Below are 15,781 nucleotides of genomic sequence, written 5' to 3'. Positions count from 1 at the left end.
GCGCCGCGCCTCAGGCGGCCGCCTCGCACCACGGGGCGGCCGTTTGCATCTGAACACCCCGTGTGCGGGCGGCCACAAGCCGACCCGCTCCTTTTGCAAAACGCCCCCGGAGCCTCACCCCATGGCTGTTTCCGTTTTCGACCTCTTCAAGATCGGCATTGGCCCGTCCAGCTCGCACACCGTCGGGCCGATGCGCGCCGCGCTGATGTTCGCCTCCGCCCTCGAAGCCGATGGGCTGATGCCGCAAGTCGCCAGCGTGCGCGTGGAGCTGTATGGCTCACTCGGCGCCACCGGCAAGGGCCACGGCACTGACCGCGGCGTCATCCTCGGCCTGATGGGCGAGGCGCCGGACACCATCGACCCCGACACCATCGAAGACAAGCTCGCGGCCCTGCGCGCGTCGCAGTCGCTGTCGCTGCTGGGCCGTCACGCGGTGCGCTTCACCGAAAAGGAGCACATCGCCTTCTATCGCCGCGAAGCGATGGCCGAACATCCGAACGGCATGAAGTTCCACGCCTTCGATGCCGCAGGCGAGCGGCTGCGCGAAGCGCGCTACCTGTCGGTGGGAGGGGGCTTTGTCGTCACGGCCGGTGCGCCGAATACGCAAGTGCTGGCCGCGCACGACCAGTTGCCGCATCCATTCCGCAGCGGCAAAGAACTGCTGGCGATGTGCGAATCGACGGGCAAATCCATCGCCCGGCTGATGCTCGAAAACGAACTAACGTCGCGCACGGAAGCTGAAGTGCGCGCTGGTCTGCTCAACATCTGGCGCGTGATGCAGGCATGTGTGGCGCGCGGGTGCCGCACGGAGGGCGAATTGCCGGGCCCGTTCCACGTGCGTCGCCGTGCCGCCGAGTTGTATTCACGGCTCACGGTGCAGGCCGAACGCACGCTGTCCGACCCGCTGTCAGTCATCGACTGGGTGAATCTGTATGCGATTGCCGTGAACGAAGAGAACGCTGCGGGCGGGCGCGTCGTCACGGCGCCGACCAACGGCGCAGCGGGCATCATCCCGGCCGTACTGCATTACTACGACCGCTTCGTGCCCGGCGCGAATGACGACGGCATCGTGGACTTCCTCCTCACCGCCGGCGCGATCGGCATGCTTTACAAGATGAACGCGTCGATCTCGGGCGCGGAAGTCGGGTGCCAGGGCGAAGTCGGTGTGGCGTGTTCGATGGCCGCGGGTGCGCTTGCTGCGGTGCTGGGTGGTACGCCTGCGCAGGTGGAGAACGCGGCTGAGATCGGCATGGAGCACAACCTCGGGCTGACGTGCGACCCGGTGGGCGGGCTAGTGCAGATTCCGTGTATTGAGCGCAATGCGATGGCGTCTGTGAAGGCCGTGAATGCGGCGCGCATGGCGTTGCGTGGGGATGGCACGCACTATGTTTCGCTCGACTCCGTGATCAAGACGATGCGGGAGACGGGGGCGGATATGAAGACGAAGTACAAGGAGACGGCGCGGGGTGGGTTGGCGGTGAATATTGTGGAGTGCTGATTTTTGGTTTGGGTCTTGGTGGTGCATCCCTTGTTTCATCCCCTGCCGGGGCTGACTCACTTTCTTTGGTCTTGCCCAAAGAAAGTAAGCAAAGAAATGCGCGCCCGAGATGGCGAAGGATTCCTTGAATTTATGTCGCAGAGAGGGGAAGGGAAAAACTCGCTTCGCTCAGACAGTTTCCCTTCCTTTTTCCTCTCTGCAACAGAAATTCAAGGCGCCATCTAGGGCAGGAAAGTCAAAGGCCAAACCACCGAAGCGCAGGCCCAAACGACAAGGCCAACCTCACGACGGGTTGGCCTTTCTCTTTTGACGTTGAGCCCTTGATGGCGCCTTGAATTTTTGTGAGCGGGCGGATCAAGGAAGGAGGCTTGTCTGAGCGCAGCGAGTTTGCCTCCTTCCCCGCACGGTCACATAAATTCAAGGGGAAGTCGCCATCTCGGGCGCGCCTTTCTTTTGCTTACTTTTCTTTGGCAAGACAAAGAAAAGTAAGTCGTGCCCGGCAGGGTACGAAAGAGAGATGGACCACAAACAACAAATCTAGAGGACACCCCAAAAAAAACGCACAAGCCCCCGCCCCCATCCACTCCTATAATCCGCGCCACAAGAACCCTCTTTGGAGATCCGCAGGATGCAATCCCTCCATCCTCCCAAGCACATTCCGGCAGCGACCCTGCCCGAGCTGACGCTACGCGGCATGATCCTCGGTGCCATCATCACCGTAATTTTTACCGCTTCAAACGTGTACCTGGGCCTGAAAGTCGGCCTGACGTTCTCTTCGGCGATTCCGGCAGCGGTCATTTCCATGGCGGTGCTGCGTATGCTCGGCGGCACGAACATCCTCGAGAACAACATGGTGCAGACGCAGGCGTCTGCGGCCGGGACGCTGTCTTCCATCATCTTTATCCTGCCCGGCCTGGTGATGATTGGGCACTGGCAAGGTTTTCCGTTCTGGCAAACGTTTGGAGTGTGCATGGCGGGCGGTATGCTCGGCGTGGTGTTCACGATTCCGCTGCGCCATGCGATGGTGGTGCAGAGCGACCTGCCCTATCCCGAAGGCGTGGCGGCGGCGGAAATCCTCCGCGTGGGCAGTGGCCAATCTGCTGACGGCGAAGACGCCGACGATGGCGAGGCGGTGCCCGCCGCGACCGGCATGCGCGATCTCGCTGCTGGTGGCATTGTCGCGGCCATCGTGGCGTTTGCAACCAGTGGCCTGCGCCTGCTGGGCGAAGGGGCTAGCTGGTGGTTCGCAGCGGGTGCCGCGGTAGTGCGCTTGCCAATGGGCTTTTCGACGGCGCTGCTGGGCGCGGGCTACCTGATCGGCCTAGTGGCCGGGCTGGCCATGCTGGTGGGCCTGGTGATCGCCTGGGGCATCGCCGTGCCGTATCTGACCTCCATCACGCCGATGCCGGCGGGCAAGGCGCTCTCGGCGTTCGGCACGGATGTGTGGCGCACGCAGGTGCGTTTTATCGGTGCAGGCGTGATCGCGGTGGCGGCCGTGTGGACGCTGGGCACGCTGATCGGCCCGGTGGTGCACGGCGTGAAGCGCTCGTTCGGCAGCCTGCGCCCGAAGGCCGATGGCGCGCAGCGCACCGAGCAGGACATGGCGCCACGCTGGATTCTGCTGGTCACGCTGGCCATGGTCGTGGTGCTGGTGATCACCTTTGCTGCGTTCCTGGCGCCGACCATGCTGTCGGCAGGCTCGCGCTGGACGCTGATCACCTGCGCGGTGATCTTTGCGGTGGTGTTCGGCTTTCTGGTGGCAGCGGCGTGCGGCTACATGGCCGGGCTGATCGGTTCGTCGTCGAGCCCGATTTCGGGCATTGGCATCATCGCCATCACCTTGGTGTCGCTGCTGCTGTTGGCCATCGGCGCGGACAACGGCATCGTGGGTTCGCCCGAAGCGAGCAAGCTGGGCATTGCGCTGGCAATCTTCACAACCTCAGCCGTGGTGGCCGTGGCGACCATCTCCAATGACAACCTGCAGGATCTGAAGACGGGCTGGTTGGTCGGCGCCACGCCATGGCGCCAGCAGGTGGCGCTGCTGATCGGCTGCGTGGCGGGCGCGGCGGTCATCTCGCCGGTGCTGGAACTGCTGTACAACGCGTATGGCTTCCCGGGCGCGCTGCCGCGTGCCGGTATGGACGCGGCGCAGGCGCTTTCCGCCCCGCAGGCGACGCTCATGACGGCCATTGCCACCGGCATCTTCACGCACCAGTTGGAATGGAACATGGTGATTGCGGGCATCGTCATCGGTGTGCTCCTGATCGCCGTCGACTGGGCGCTCAAGCAGCGTGGCGGTGTCGCCCGTCTGCCGGTGCTGGCGGTGGGCATCGGCATCTACCTGCCGCCGACGATCAGCACAGTGCTGGTGACCGGCGCGGTGCTGGCGTGGGTCATCGAAAAGATTCTTGCCAAGCGTGCGCAGGCAGCCGGCGTGCCGTACGAGCGCTATGCCGAGGTGCCGAACCGCCACGGCGTGCTGCTGGCGTCGGGCCTGATCGTGGGCGAAAGTCTGGTCGGCGTATTGATGGCAGCCATCATCGGCGGCACGGGCAAGGATGCGCCGCTGGCGATCGTCGGTGCGTCGTTTGAAGGCACGGCGCAATGGCTTGGGCTGATCGTGTTCGCCTTGGTATGCTGGGCCTTCGCGCGCCGCGTACTGGCGGTGCGTCCGACTCATTGATGCCCTCACACAATATGCTGCTCCGCGACGCAACGGAGGCCGACCTGCCGGCCATCCTCGCCATCTACAACGACGTGATCGCCACCTCCAACGCGATCTACACCGAAACGCCGGTCACGCTGGAAGACCGCACCGCGTGGCTGGCCTTGCGTGCCACGCAGGGGTATCCGGTGCTGGTGGCCGATGATGGCGGGCAGGTGGCAGGCGTTGCATCGTTTGGGGATTTCCGGCCGTACCCGGGCTTTCGCACCACCGTCGAGCACTCGGTGCATATTCATCGCGACTGGCGCGGCAAGGGGCTGGGCAGCCTGCTGGTCGAAGCGCTCTGCGAGCGTGCCGCAGCGCTGGGCAAGCACCTGATGGTGGGCGCCATCGACGGCGCCAATGCAGGTTCGATCCGCCTGCACGAAAAGCTCGGCTTCAAGGAAGTGGGCCGCATGCCCGAGGCCGCCATCAAGCACGGCAAGTGGCTCGACCTCGTGTTCATGCAGCGCTGGCTTGAAGCGCCCGGAACGGTCCGCAACGACTGACCGTTCCTCGATGCGTCAGGCGGGCTGCGTTGCCGCCTGCGTCCAACGCCCGCAGCCGCGTCGCACGGTCTCGTGCAGGTTGCGGGTTTCACGTTGCGCCGCGCGGATCCATTCAGCATCCGCATCGCGCCCCTCCACCACCTCCCGCACCATGTCGAGCGCGCCTTCGGACGACAGCGCTTCGGCGTGTGCCGACAGCACCTTGCTCGTTTCCAGGATGTGATCAGCCAGCGCGCCGCGGTTGCCCGTGGCCGGGTCGACGTATTCGCCGGCCAGCCCGAAGCGGCATGCCTGGAAGCGGTTGAAGGTGTAGACGAGGTAATCGTCTTCCTCGGGCATGAACGGGCGATCGAGCAGCAGCCAGCGGCCCAATGCCTGGATATAGGCGGCGATGGCGGCCGCGCGTTCGACGGTCAGCGGGGTGTCCATCACGCGGACTTCGATCGTGCCGAATTCGGGCTTGGGGCGGATGTCCCAGTAGAAGTCCTTCATGCTTTCGATGACGCCGGTGGCGTGCATCTTGTCGAAGTACGCGATGAAGGCATCCCACGTCAGCACGAACGGCGCGCGGCCCGACATCGGGAAGGCGCTGACCGAGTTCATGCGCGCGGAAGCAAACCCCGTATCCACGCCCTGCACGAATGGCGACGACGCGGCCAGCGCAATGAAGTGCGGCACGTAGCGCGACATGGCGTGCAGCAGGTACAACGCATCGTCGGGATTGGGGCAGCCAATATGCACGTGCTGCCCGAACACGGTGAACTGCTTGGCGAGGTAGCCGTACAGATCCGAGATGTACTGATAGCGCGGCGATTGCGAGATCTGGCGCTGGCTCCATTGCTGGAACGGATGCGTGCCACCGCCACAGATGCCGATGTTCAGCGCCGTGGCGGCGTCGGCCATGCGATCGCGCATCTCGCGCAACTGCCAGAGCGCTTCATCGTGGCTGTGGCAGATGCCGGTGGAGATCTCGATCATCGAATCGGTGATCTCCGGCTTGATGTCGCCGGGGTATTCCTTGCCCTTGAGCATGCGCAGCAGGTCGGGCGACGCTGACGCGAGGTCGTAGTCATGGCGATTGACGAGCTGCAATTCCAGCTCGACGCCAAACGTCAGGGCTTCGGATTTCGAGAACGGTTCGAGGGACATGGGGCTCAGTGCCTCCCTTCGTCTTGTCGCACCTCACCTGCCCAGCGCAGCGAACGCGCGGTCAGGATCGGCGCGGCAATCTGTTGGATCGCCAGCGTGCAAAGAATGATGGCCGCAAGCGGCCCGCCGGTTTGTGGATACAGTGCCGCCGTATCGTGCATCAGCAACCATGACAGTCCCGACATGGGCCCAAGCGCCAGGCCCAGCGCGATGCTCTGCCGCATCGACAGGCCCGAGAACGAGCCCAGCGCCGTCGTGGCCGCCAGTTTGGCAATGAAGCGCGACAGCACCAGCGCCACCGCCGCCACACCGCCGATCACCCAGTCCGACGCCTTGAGCGGCAAACCAAGCGACACGATCATCACCACAATGAGGATGCTGCCAGCGCTGCCGAAGTGCGACGGCCACACGCGCGGGTGATCGTCCTGATGCTTGAACACCACGCCTGCCAGCAGCAACGTGAGCGGCACCGACAGCTTGAGCAGCTTGGCCATCGCCAGCGCAAACAGGACCAGGCCGACCAGCACCAGGAACGCGTAGTGATCGTCACCCGCCATGCGGTGATACAACGCATGACCCACCTTGCCGACCACCCAGGCAAGGAGCACGGAACCTGCCAGCAGGTACAGCGGATGGAGCAGCGCCGCCGCCCAATGGCCGTATTCGCTGTGCAGCCAGCCCGCGGTAAGCGGCACCAGCACGCTGGCGTAGATGCTGTTGAGCGCGCCCAGCGAGAGCAACCGCTCCGTCACCTGGCCTTCGGCGCGCAGCTCGTTCTTCAGTTGCAGCAGCACCGTGGGGGACGTGGCCACGGCGATGGCGCCCGCGGCCACCGCCACCGGCGTCGCCACGCCAAACAGCTGTAGCACCCAGGTGACGAGGCCCCAGGTCAGCAGGCTCTCGAAGCCACTGGTGAGCAACAGCCAACGATTGGCACGCAGCCACTCGAACGACAACCGGTGACCCAGTTCGAACAGCGCCAACGCCAGCGCCATCTCGATCAGGATGTGGGTCTGGTCGAGCATGTCGGCGTCGATGAGCGGGCGGCCCAGCACGCCGGCCACCAGCCCCGCTGCCGCGTAGCCGACGATGCGCGGCAGCTTGAGCGCCGCACGCGCAAACTCGCCGCACAACGCCGCACCGACCAGCGCCAGCCCGACCCAGAAAAGACCGCCGGGTTCGGGCGGCCACGAAGGGAAGAGATCGTGAAGTCCTGTCATGGGCGACATGGTACCCGAAGCACCCACTTGGGAAAGTCAGCCAAGCACTGACACGCGTTAGACCCGTGTTACACGATATTTAACAATAGATCGATGATGTTGAATGCAGAAGGCGACAACTCTGCGTTTGGAGACGTTGGCCGCCAGCAAAGAAAAACCGCCCCGGAGGGCGGTTTTCATACTGCGAATGGCTGAGAGCCGGTCGGATTACTTACCGCCGACGCTCTCCAGCGGCGTCCACTTGCCGCCGGTGACCTTGTAGACGGTGATACCGCCGTCCTTGAGGTCGCCCTTGTCGTCGTAGGCGTAATGCTTGGCGGTCACGCCTTGCATGTTGGTCGCGGCCAGGATCGGCAGGTACTTGCTCGGATCCGACGAGCCGGCCTTCACCATGGCTTGCATCAGGGCCATCGCGCCGTCGTAGGCGTACGGCGAGTACGTCTGCACCGGCGTGCCGAAGCGCTTCTCATAGCGGGCCTTGTAGCCAGCGCCGCCCGGCATTTGTTCCAGCGGCAGACCGGCCAGCGAGCACACCACGCCTTCGGCCGATTGCGCGCCAGCCAGCTTGATGAAGTCGTCGGTCTTGGACATTTCGCCCGACATCAGCGTGGACTTCATGCCCAGTTCGCGCATCTGCTTGACCAGCGGAGCCGATTGGCCTTCCGCGCCGCCGTAGAACACGGCGTCAGGCTTCTTGGCCTTGATCTGCGTGAGGATCGACTTGAAGTCGCTGGCCTTGTCGTTGGTGAACTCGCGACGCACGATGGTGGCGCCGGCAGCCTTGGCGGCCTTCTCGAACTCGTCTGCCAGACCTTGGCCGTAAGCGGTGCGGTCATCAACGATGGCGATGTTCTTGTAGCCCAGCTTCTTGACGGCGTACGTGCCGACCACCGAACCCTGCTGGGTGTCGGAGGTCATCATGCGGAACGTCGTCTTGTAGCCTTGCTTCGTGTATTCCGGTGCCGTTGCCATCGCGATTTCTGCAATGCCGGCGTTGTTGTAGATGCGCGAGGCCGGGATGGTCGTACCCGAGTTGAAGTGGCCCAGCATGCCCTTGATGCCGCTGTCCACAAGCTTCTGTGCGACGGTGGTGCCGGTCTTCGGGTCAGCCTGGTCGTCTTCCGAGATCAGCTGGAACTTGACTTCCTTGCCGGCGATCTTCGGCTTGGTGGCGTTGAACTCTTCCACAGCCAGCGTCAGACCGTTCTGCATGTCCTTGCCGTACTGGGCTTGAGGACCGGTCATCGGGCCGGCGTAGCCCAGCTTGATGACTTCTTGGGCCGATGCCGCACTACCCAGCGCGCACAGCGCCGCCGCCAGACACAGTTGCTTCAATTTCATTTGTGCGTCTCCTAGTTCAAACGCAATTTGGATCAATAGCGCGACGGGATCACCGTCGCCCTCCTCCCGCTTCGCGCGCCATCCGTACCCGTCGTGCGGATGCCGCTGCGAATCCTGCTCGTGCTCCCCGTCAGCCGATGGTCATCAGGCTGGCGTTGCCACCCGCTGCGGCCGTATTGACCGACAGCGAACGCTCGATCAGCAGGCGCTCCAGCGCCAGCCCTTCCCCGCCATGCGGCAGGCCTTGCACGCCCACGATCGGGCCGGCACGTCGTGCCAGTCCTTCGCAAATGGCGCGCAGATGGTCCGAATCGCCGTGGTGCAGCACCGCATCAAATGCCGCTTCGTCGGTCGACCCGACCACACGGACGCGCGATTGTACTGCCGCCGGCAAGCCCCGAAGTACCGCTTCGATGGCAGGGTTTTCCTGCACAACGGCCACGCTGCCCACGGCCAGCACAGCCGCCAGCTGGCGCAGCCAATCGGCCGGATCCGCCGCCACGCACAGCACCGCTTCGCGCGGCAGCAGCGTGTAGGTGTTGCGCTCGCCCGTCGGGCCCGGCAGCGTGGCCGTGGCGCCCGTGGCCGACGCCGCAGCCAGGCGTTCGCACAGCGATGCCAGCTCAGGCGACTGCTTGCGTGCCCAATCCGTTAGCGCATCGAATGGCGCCAGCAGCGCGCGGCGCGCATCGGTATCGATTTCCGTGCCGGCGCCAGCGGTCAGTTCCAGCGCAGTGCGCATGCCGTCCTGCGGGCACGTCGAGAGCAAACGCAGCAGATACAGCGGGCCGCCGGCCTTCGGGCCCGTGCCCGACAGGCCTTCGCCGCCGAACGGCTGCACGCCCACCACGGCGCCGACGATATTGCGGTTCACATACAGGTTGCCGACGTGCGCGCGGTCCACCACGTGCGCGATGGTCTCGTCGATACGCGTGTGGATGCCCAGCGTCAGGCCGTAGCCCGTGCCGTTGATCTGCTCGATCAGCTTGGTCAGGCCGGCGTTGTCACCGGAGCGTTTCCAGCGCACCACGTGCAGCACGGGGCCGAAGATCTCGCGCGTCAGGTCCGACAGGCTGTCGAGCTCGATCACGGTCGGGGGCACGAAGGTACCGTGCGCGCAGGCGGCTGGCACCGGCGCCTGATGCACACGGCGGCCCTTGGCCCGCATCGCTTCGATGTGGCCGACGATGTTGTCGCGCGCTTCGGCGTCGATCACCGGGCCGACATCGGTGGCGAGGCGATCCGGATTGCCCATCGCCAGTTCGGCCATGCCGCCCTTGAGCATCGCGAGCACGCGGTCGGCGACGTCGTCCTGCAGGCACAGCACGCGCAGCGCCGAGCAACGTTGGCCTGCCGAATCAAACGCAGACGACAGCACATCCGCCACCACCTGCTCGGCCAGCGCGGAAGAATCCACAATCATCGCGTTCTGGCCGCCCGTCTCCGCAATCAGGGGGATCGGCGCGCCGTTGGCGTCCAGGCGGCCGGCCAGCGTGCGCTGCAGGATGCGCGCGACTTCGGTCGAGCCGGTAAACATCACGCCCTTAGTGCGCATGTCCTTCACCAGCGCGGCGCCGACGGTCTCGCCACGGCCCGGCAGCAGTTGCACGGCGCCAGCCGGCACGCCCGCTTCGCGCAGGATGCGCACGGCCTGAGCGGCGATCAGTGGGGTCTGTTCGGCAGGCTTGGCCAGCACAGGGTTGCCCGCGGCGAGCGCTGCGCTCACCTGGCCGGTGAAGATCGCCAGCGGGAAGTTCCACGGGCTGATACAGACCACGGGGCCCAGCGGGCGATGCGTGTCGTTGGAGAACCCGCCGCGCACCTGCGCTGCGTAATAACGCAGGAAGTCGACGGCTTCGCGCACTTCCGCAATGGCGTTGGACAGCGTCTTGCCCGCCTCGCGAATGATCAGCCCCATCAGGTGCTGCATCTCGCCTTCCATCAGGTCTGCTGCGCGATCGAGCAGCGCGGCGCGCGCCTCGGGCGGCGTGGCTTGCCAAATCGGGGCGGCAGCGGCGGCGGCCGACAACGCGGCATCCACGTCGGCTTCAGTGGCTTCCGTCACGTGGCCCACCACGTCGCGCAGGTCGGCCGGATTGCGCACGGGCAGCGGTGTGCCGCCCGTGTAAGGCGCATCGCCGATGGTCGGCTCGGCGTTCCAGACCGTGCTCGTGCCCGCAAGAAGGGCGGACGACAACGACGCCAGGCGCTGCTCGTTCGCCAGATCAATGCCTGACGAGTTGGCACGCACATCGCCGTAAAGGTGGCGCGGGAGCGGAATCTTCGGATGCGGCAGGCCGAGCGTCCCTTCATCGGCGTGCATCTTTTCCACCACTGCCACCGGATCGGCGACGAGGTCGTCCAGAGGAATCGACTCATCCGCAATACGGTTCACGAACGAGGTATTGGCGCCGTTTTCCAGCAGACGGCGCACCAGATAGGCCAGCAGCGTTTCATGCGTGCCGACCGGCGCGTAGATGCGGCACGGGCGGTTCAGCTTGCCCGGTTTGTTACCGACAACCTGCTCGTACAGCGGCTCGCCCATGCCGTGCAGGCACTGGAATTCGTATTGACCGGGGTAATAGTTCTGGCCGGCCATGTGATAAATGGCGGCCAAGGTGTGCGCGTTGTGCGTGGCGAACTGCGGGAAGATCGCTTCCGGCGCAGCCAGCAGCTTACGGGCGCAGGCCAGGTACGACACGTCGGTATAGACCTTGCGCGTGTAGACCGGGTAGCCCTCCAGGCCGTCGACCTGGGCGCGCTTGACCTCGCTGTCCCAATACGCGCCCTTCACCAGGCGGATCATCAGGCGGTGCTTGCTGCGGCGGGCCAGATCGATGATGTAGTCGAGCACGAACGGGCAGCGTTTCTGATAGCCCTGCACCACGAAGCCGATGCCGTTCCAGCCGGCCAGCTCGGGCGCAAAGCACAGGCGCTCCAGCAGGTCGAGCGACAGTTCCAGGCGGTCGGCTTCTTCGGCATCGATATTGATGCCGATGTCGTATTCACGCGCCAGCATCGCCAGCGCCTTCACACGCGGATACAGCTCGTTGATCGTGCGGTCGTACTGCGCGCGCGAGTAGCGCGGATGCAGCGCCGACAGCTTGATCGAGATACCCGGCCCTTCGTAGATGCCGCGCCCGCCCGACGCCTGGCCGATCGCGCGGATGGCCTGCTCGTACGACGCGAGGTAGCGCTGGGCGTCTTCCTCCGTCATTGCGGCCTCGCCGAGCATGTCGTAGGAGTAGCGGAAGCCTTCGGCTTCGAACTTGCGCGCGTTGGCCAGCGCTTCAGAAATGGTTTCGCCAGTGACGAACTGCTCGCCCATCAAGCGCATCGCCATGTCCACGCCCTTGCGGATCAGCGGCTCGCCGCTCTTGCCGATGATGCGCGTAAGCGCCTTCGACAACCCCGCTTCGTTATGCGTGGCGACCAGCTTGCCCGTGAGCAACAGGCCCCAGGTGGCGGCATTCACAAACAGCGACGGACTCTGGCCGACATGCGAATACCAGTTGCCGTTGCTGATCTTGTCGCGGATGAGTGCGTCGCGCGTGGCCTTGTCAGGAATGCGCAGCAGCGCCTCGGCCAGGCACATCAGCGCCACGCCTTCCTGGCTCGACAAGGAGAATTCCTGGATCAGGCCCTGCACCAGCCCTTCGCGGCCAGTGCCGACCTTTTGCGTGCGCAGCTTGCCGGCGAGGTCCCGTGCGAGCTGCTTGGCTTCCGAGGCGAGCGCGCCCGGCAGACGGGCCTGCTCCAGCAACATCGGAATCGCTTCGGTTTCTGGCCGGCGATAAGCGGCGGTGATGGCAGCGCGCAAGACCGATTGCGGTTGCACGCTTTGTGCGAATTCGAGGAACGGTTGCACCGCGGGCTCATCACCCTCGTGCACGTCGGAGACGGCTGCGGCGGCGGACGGGAGGCCATCCGCCGCCGGGCCGTTTGCATCAGTTGGCAGCTGCCCCCGCTCCACTTGGTCCAGATACGTGAAGATCGCCTGCTTGATCAGCCAGTGCGGCGTGCGGTCAATGGACTGCGCAACGCGCTTGAGGCGTTCACGCGAAGCATCGTCCAGCTTGACCCCGAGGGTGGTTGTAGCCATGTGGGTTCCTATCCAGAGCTGCCATTGCCTAGCTTGTGGCCGGCAAATTGGGCGGATCATACGCCTGGCGATCTTGAAGGTGCAACCTAGTGAAACCCCTTGGTTCGAAATGGGTAGATTAGGGTGCAACCGCAGGTGATGTTGGAGATGCTTGGGGTCGATTTATGGGCTTGGTTTTTTGTTTTTGGTGCATCCCTTGTTTCATCCCCTGCCGGGGCTGACTCACTTTCTTTGGTCTTGCCCAAAGAAAGTAAGCAAAGAAATGCGCGCCCGAGATGGCGAAGGATTCCTTGAATTTATGTCGCAGGGAGGGAGGGGAGGCAAACTCGCTGCGCTCAAACAGCGCCTCCCCTCTTTCTCCTCCCTGCAACAGAAATTCAAGGCGCCATCTAGGGCAGGAAAGTCAAAGGACAAACCCAAACCCTCGGGGCGCCGGCCCAAACGAAAAGGCCAACCGCACGATGGGTTGGCCTTTCTCTTTTGACGTTGGGCCCTTGATGGCGCCTTGAATTTTCGTAAGCGGGCGGAAACAAGGCGGGGAACTGTCTGAGCGAAGCGAGTTTTCCCCGCCTCCGCCCGGTTACGCAAATTCAAGGAATCTTTCGCCATCTCGGGCGCGCCTTTCTTTTGCTTACTTTTCTTTGGCAAGACAAAGAAAAGTAAGTCGGTCCCGGCAGGGAACGAAAGGGAGGTGGACCACCAGCCCTCAAATCCTCAAAGGATCAATCTCCAACTGCCACCGCACCCCCTTCACAGTCTTGCCGATCCCAGCAAACCCCTCGGTCCAGGCAGACAAGAACTTCTGCAAAGCCGCCCGAGAAGCCGACTCCACCAGCAACTGCGCGCGCTCGCGGTTGGCCAACCGCACCATCGTCATCGGCACGGGGTCATGCAAAAACACCGGTGCGCCCAATTCAGCGGCCAAGGCTTCACCGACAGAACGCGCCGCCCCCAGGAACTCAAGCGCCCGCGCCACTTCCTTATGCTCGGCGGTGAGCAGTGCCTGATAGGTAAACGGCGGCAGTCCGGCTTGCTTGCGTTCCCGCAGCAACTGGCGCGCAAAACCGCCGTAGTCGTGCCGAACCAACGCCTGCAGCGCGGGGGCGTCCGGATACCGCGTCTGAATCAGCACCTCCCCCGCCAGCCCGGCCCGGCCCGCGCGGCCCGCCACCTGCATCAGCGATGCAAAGAGATGCTCCCCCGCGCGAAAGTCGTGCGAGAACAGTGAGGAGTCGGGTGCGACCACGCCCACCAGCGTCACCCGCTGGAAGTCATGCCCCTTGGCCACCATCTGCGTGCCGATCAGGATGTCGACGCTGCCTTCGTGCACCGTGTCGAACAGCGCTTCGGCGCTCCCCTTGCGGCGGGTGGAATCGGCGTCGATGCGGGCGACGCGGGCCTGCGGAAACAGCTCGCCGAGTGTCTCTTCGATGCGTTGTGTACCGCGCCCAAGCGGGGCGATGTCGACGTTGCCGCAGTCGGGGCAGTGATGCGGGATGCGGGATTCATACCCGCAGTGGTGGCAGCGCAGGCGCCGTTCGGGCTTGTGCAGCACCAGGTACGCCGAGCAACGCGGGCAGCCCGAGAGCCAGCCACACGCGTCGCACGACAGCACGGGCGCGTAGCCGCGGCGGTTGAGGAACAGCAGGCTCTGTTCGCCGCGCGCCAGGCGATCGGCAATCGCATCGACGAGCGGTTTGGACAGCCCATCGCGAATCTCACGCCCGGCGCGGCGCTCCAGATTCAAGTCGACGAGCGATACGCGCGGCAGGACCGCTTCGGCCTGCGCGCGTTGCGACAGCGTCAGGCGCGTGGTGGCGGTCTGTTCTGCGCGCCACCAGGTTTCCAGCGACGGCGTGGCTGAGCCCAGCACGACGGGGATGTTGCGCTGCTTGGCACGCCATAGCGCCAGATCGCGTGCGGAATAGCGCAGCCCCTCCTGCTGTTTGTACGACGTGTCGTGCTCTTCGTCGACGAGGATGAGCGCGAGGTTAGGCAGCGACGCCAGCATCGCCAGCCGCGTGCCGAGGACAATGCGGGCCTCGCCGCGATGGGCGGCCAGCCAGTTCAGCGCACGCGGCAGTTCGGCCAGGCCGCTGTGCAACGCCGCCATGGGCACCCCGGGAAAACGTGCGGCGATACGCGCTTCCAGTTGCGGTGTCAGGTTGATCTCGGGCACCAGCATCAGGACCTGCGCGGCGGGGTCGCGCACCAGCGTATCGGCGATGGCGTGCAGGTAGACCTCGGTTTTGCCGCTGCCGGTCACGCCATACAGCAGGAACGGGCTGAAGGTACCCGCCGCCCCGGCCTGGGCAATAGCCGCCACGGCGGCGGCCTGTTCGTCGTTCAGGGCGGGCGCGACCGAAGGCGCCGGCACTTCGAGCGGTTGCGGCAACAGCGCCTTCGGGCGCAATTCTGCGCGCAGCCATCCGACGGCTGTCCAATCCCGCAGCTTAGCGACGGCTTGCCCGTGCAGTTCGACGGCAGCGCTTGTGGACAGCTCACCGTCGCCGGTCAGCGCTTCAGCCAGGCGCATGGCGCCGGACGCACGTTTCGGAATGCTGTCGAGCAACGCGGCCCGGGCCGGTTCGAACATCACGTAGACGGTTTCGTTGGCCTGGCGCGCGAGGTTGTCCCAACTGCCAGGCGTGCGCCACAACGGCGGCAGCGCCGGCAACGCCACCTCGCCCAGTGCACGGTGGTAGTAGCCGGCAGCAAATTCGGCCAAGGCACGCCATTCGCCGTCGAGCGGCGGTACCCAGTCGAGCACACGCTCGACGTCGCGCAGTTTCTCTTGCGGAACATCGGTGGTCGCTGCGGTTTCGACCACCAACGCCACCACGCGCCGGTTGCCAAACGGCACCACCACCAGTTGCCCCGGGAGCACGGGCTGCCCACATCGGTAATCGAACACCGCGTCGAGCGGCGTATCGATCACTACCCGAGCAATGGGCGCCGACACCTTGGCATCAGAAAACGCGGCGTCGACTTGGGCGGTAGTCATGCAAAGCGCAAACGGTTGAATTGCAAAGGGAATGTTGCGATGCAGCGGCGGATCCTGCACCTGGGAAATGCGTCTTGCCCATCTCACCTTGCCTTCACAGCCATCGCCGTGGTCGGCTCAATGTTCAAGTATTACTTGAGGTTTGTGCCTTGGCGCCCTGATCGGCGGCCCTTTTCCGGGCTATCCACACAGCCTGTGGATAACTTTGTTGAAAAGTCGCCTGCCGCGCCTGCGAAGGCCAATGGATTCACCGT

General features: G+C 64.7%; 8 protein-coding genes. 3 read left to right on the top strand and 5 right to left on the bottom strand.

The features are described from left to right. Positions 1-121 precede the first annotated feature (121 nt). The 3 genes from ACEN9T_RS08800 to ACEN9T_RS08790 all read left to right on the top strand — a co-directional run bounded on the left by ACEN9T_RS08800 (position 122) and on the right by ACEN9T_RS08790 (position 4,711). Positions 122-1,498: an L-serine ammonia-lyase gene (locus tag ACEN9T_RS08800; protein ID WP_092976684.1), complete on the top strand. Its 1,377-nt coding sequence runs from the start codon at positions 122-124 to the stop codon at positions 1,496-1,498. 628 nt (positions 1,499-2,126) lie between these two features. After that, a complete protein-coding gene (locus ACEN9T_RS08795; RefSeq protein ID WP_413707545.1) occupies positions 2,127-4,181 on the top strand; it encodes an OPT family oligopeptide transporter in 2,055 nt (684 codons plus the stop codon). A 14-nt stretch (positions 4,182-4,195) separates the two neighbouring features. Next, the gene (locus ACEN9T_RS08790) at positions 4,196-4,711 is read left to right on the top strand and encodes an N-acetyltransferase family protein (RefSeq protein WP_413708513.1); all 516 of its coding nucleotides are present in this window, start codon (positions 4,196-4,198) and stop codon (positions 4,709-4,711) included. Positions 4,712-4,726: 15 nt separating this feature from the next. On the opposite strand, the gene ACEN9T_RS08785 is transcribed toward ACEN9T_RS08790, so the two are convergent. From ACEN9T_RS08785 to ACEN9T_RS08765, 5 genes are all read right to left on the bottom strand, one after another. After that, positions 4,727-5,860 (bottom strand): YbdK family carboxylate-amine ligase, encoded by a 1,134-nt coding sequence (locus ACEN9T_RS08785; RefSeq protein WP_413707544.1) that lies wholly within the window; start codon positions 5,858-5,860, stop codon positions 4,727-4,729. A gap of 5 nt (positions 5,861-5,865) precedes the next feature. Further along, the gene (locus tag ACEN9T_RS08780; protein ID WP_092976320.1) at positions 5,866-7,089 is read right to left on the bottom strand and encodes a cation:proton antiporter; all 1,224 of its coding nucleotides are present in this window, start codon (positions 7,087-7,089) and stop codon (positions 5,866-5,868) included. A gap of 198 nt (positions 7,090-7,287) precedes the next feature. Beyond that, positions 7,288-8,421, bottom strand: a complete 1,134-nt coding sequence (locus tag ACEN9T_RS08775; RefSeq protein ID WP_252692315.1) for a branched-chain amino acid ABC transporter substrate-binding protein — start codon at positions 8,419-8,421, stop codon at positions 7,288-7,290. Positions 8,422-8,551: 130 nt separating this feature from the next. Further along, entirely contained in the window at positions 8,552-12,523 is a 3,972-nt protein-coding gene (gene putA, locus ACEN9T_RS08770; protein WP_413707543.1) for a trifunctional transcriptional regulator/proline dehydrogenase/L-glutamate gamma-semialdehyde dehydrogenase, read from the bottom strand. Between the two features lie 706 nt (positions 12,524-13,229). Next, complete coding sequence (locus ACEN9T_RS08765) at positions 13,230-15,527, bottom strand: primosomal protein N' (protein ID WP_413707542.1); 2,298 nt, start codon at positions 15,525-15,527, stop codon at positions 13,230-13,232. Positions 15,528-15,781: the final 254 nt, after the last annotated feature.

The sequence above is a fragment of the Ralstonia sp. Ralssp110 genome, from assembly GCF_047325135.1.
Classification (GTDB): domain Bacteria; phylum Pseudomonadota; class Gammaproteobacteria; order Burkholderiales; family Burkholderiaceae; genus Ralstonia; species Ralstonia mojiangensis.
This window is presented reverse-complemented; position numbering and strand designations above follow the sequence as displayed.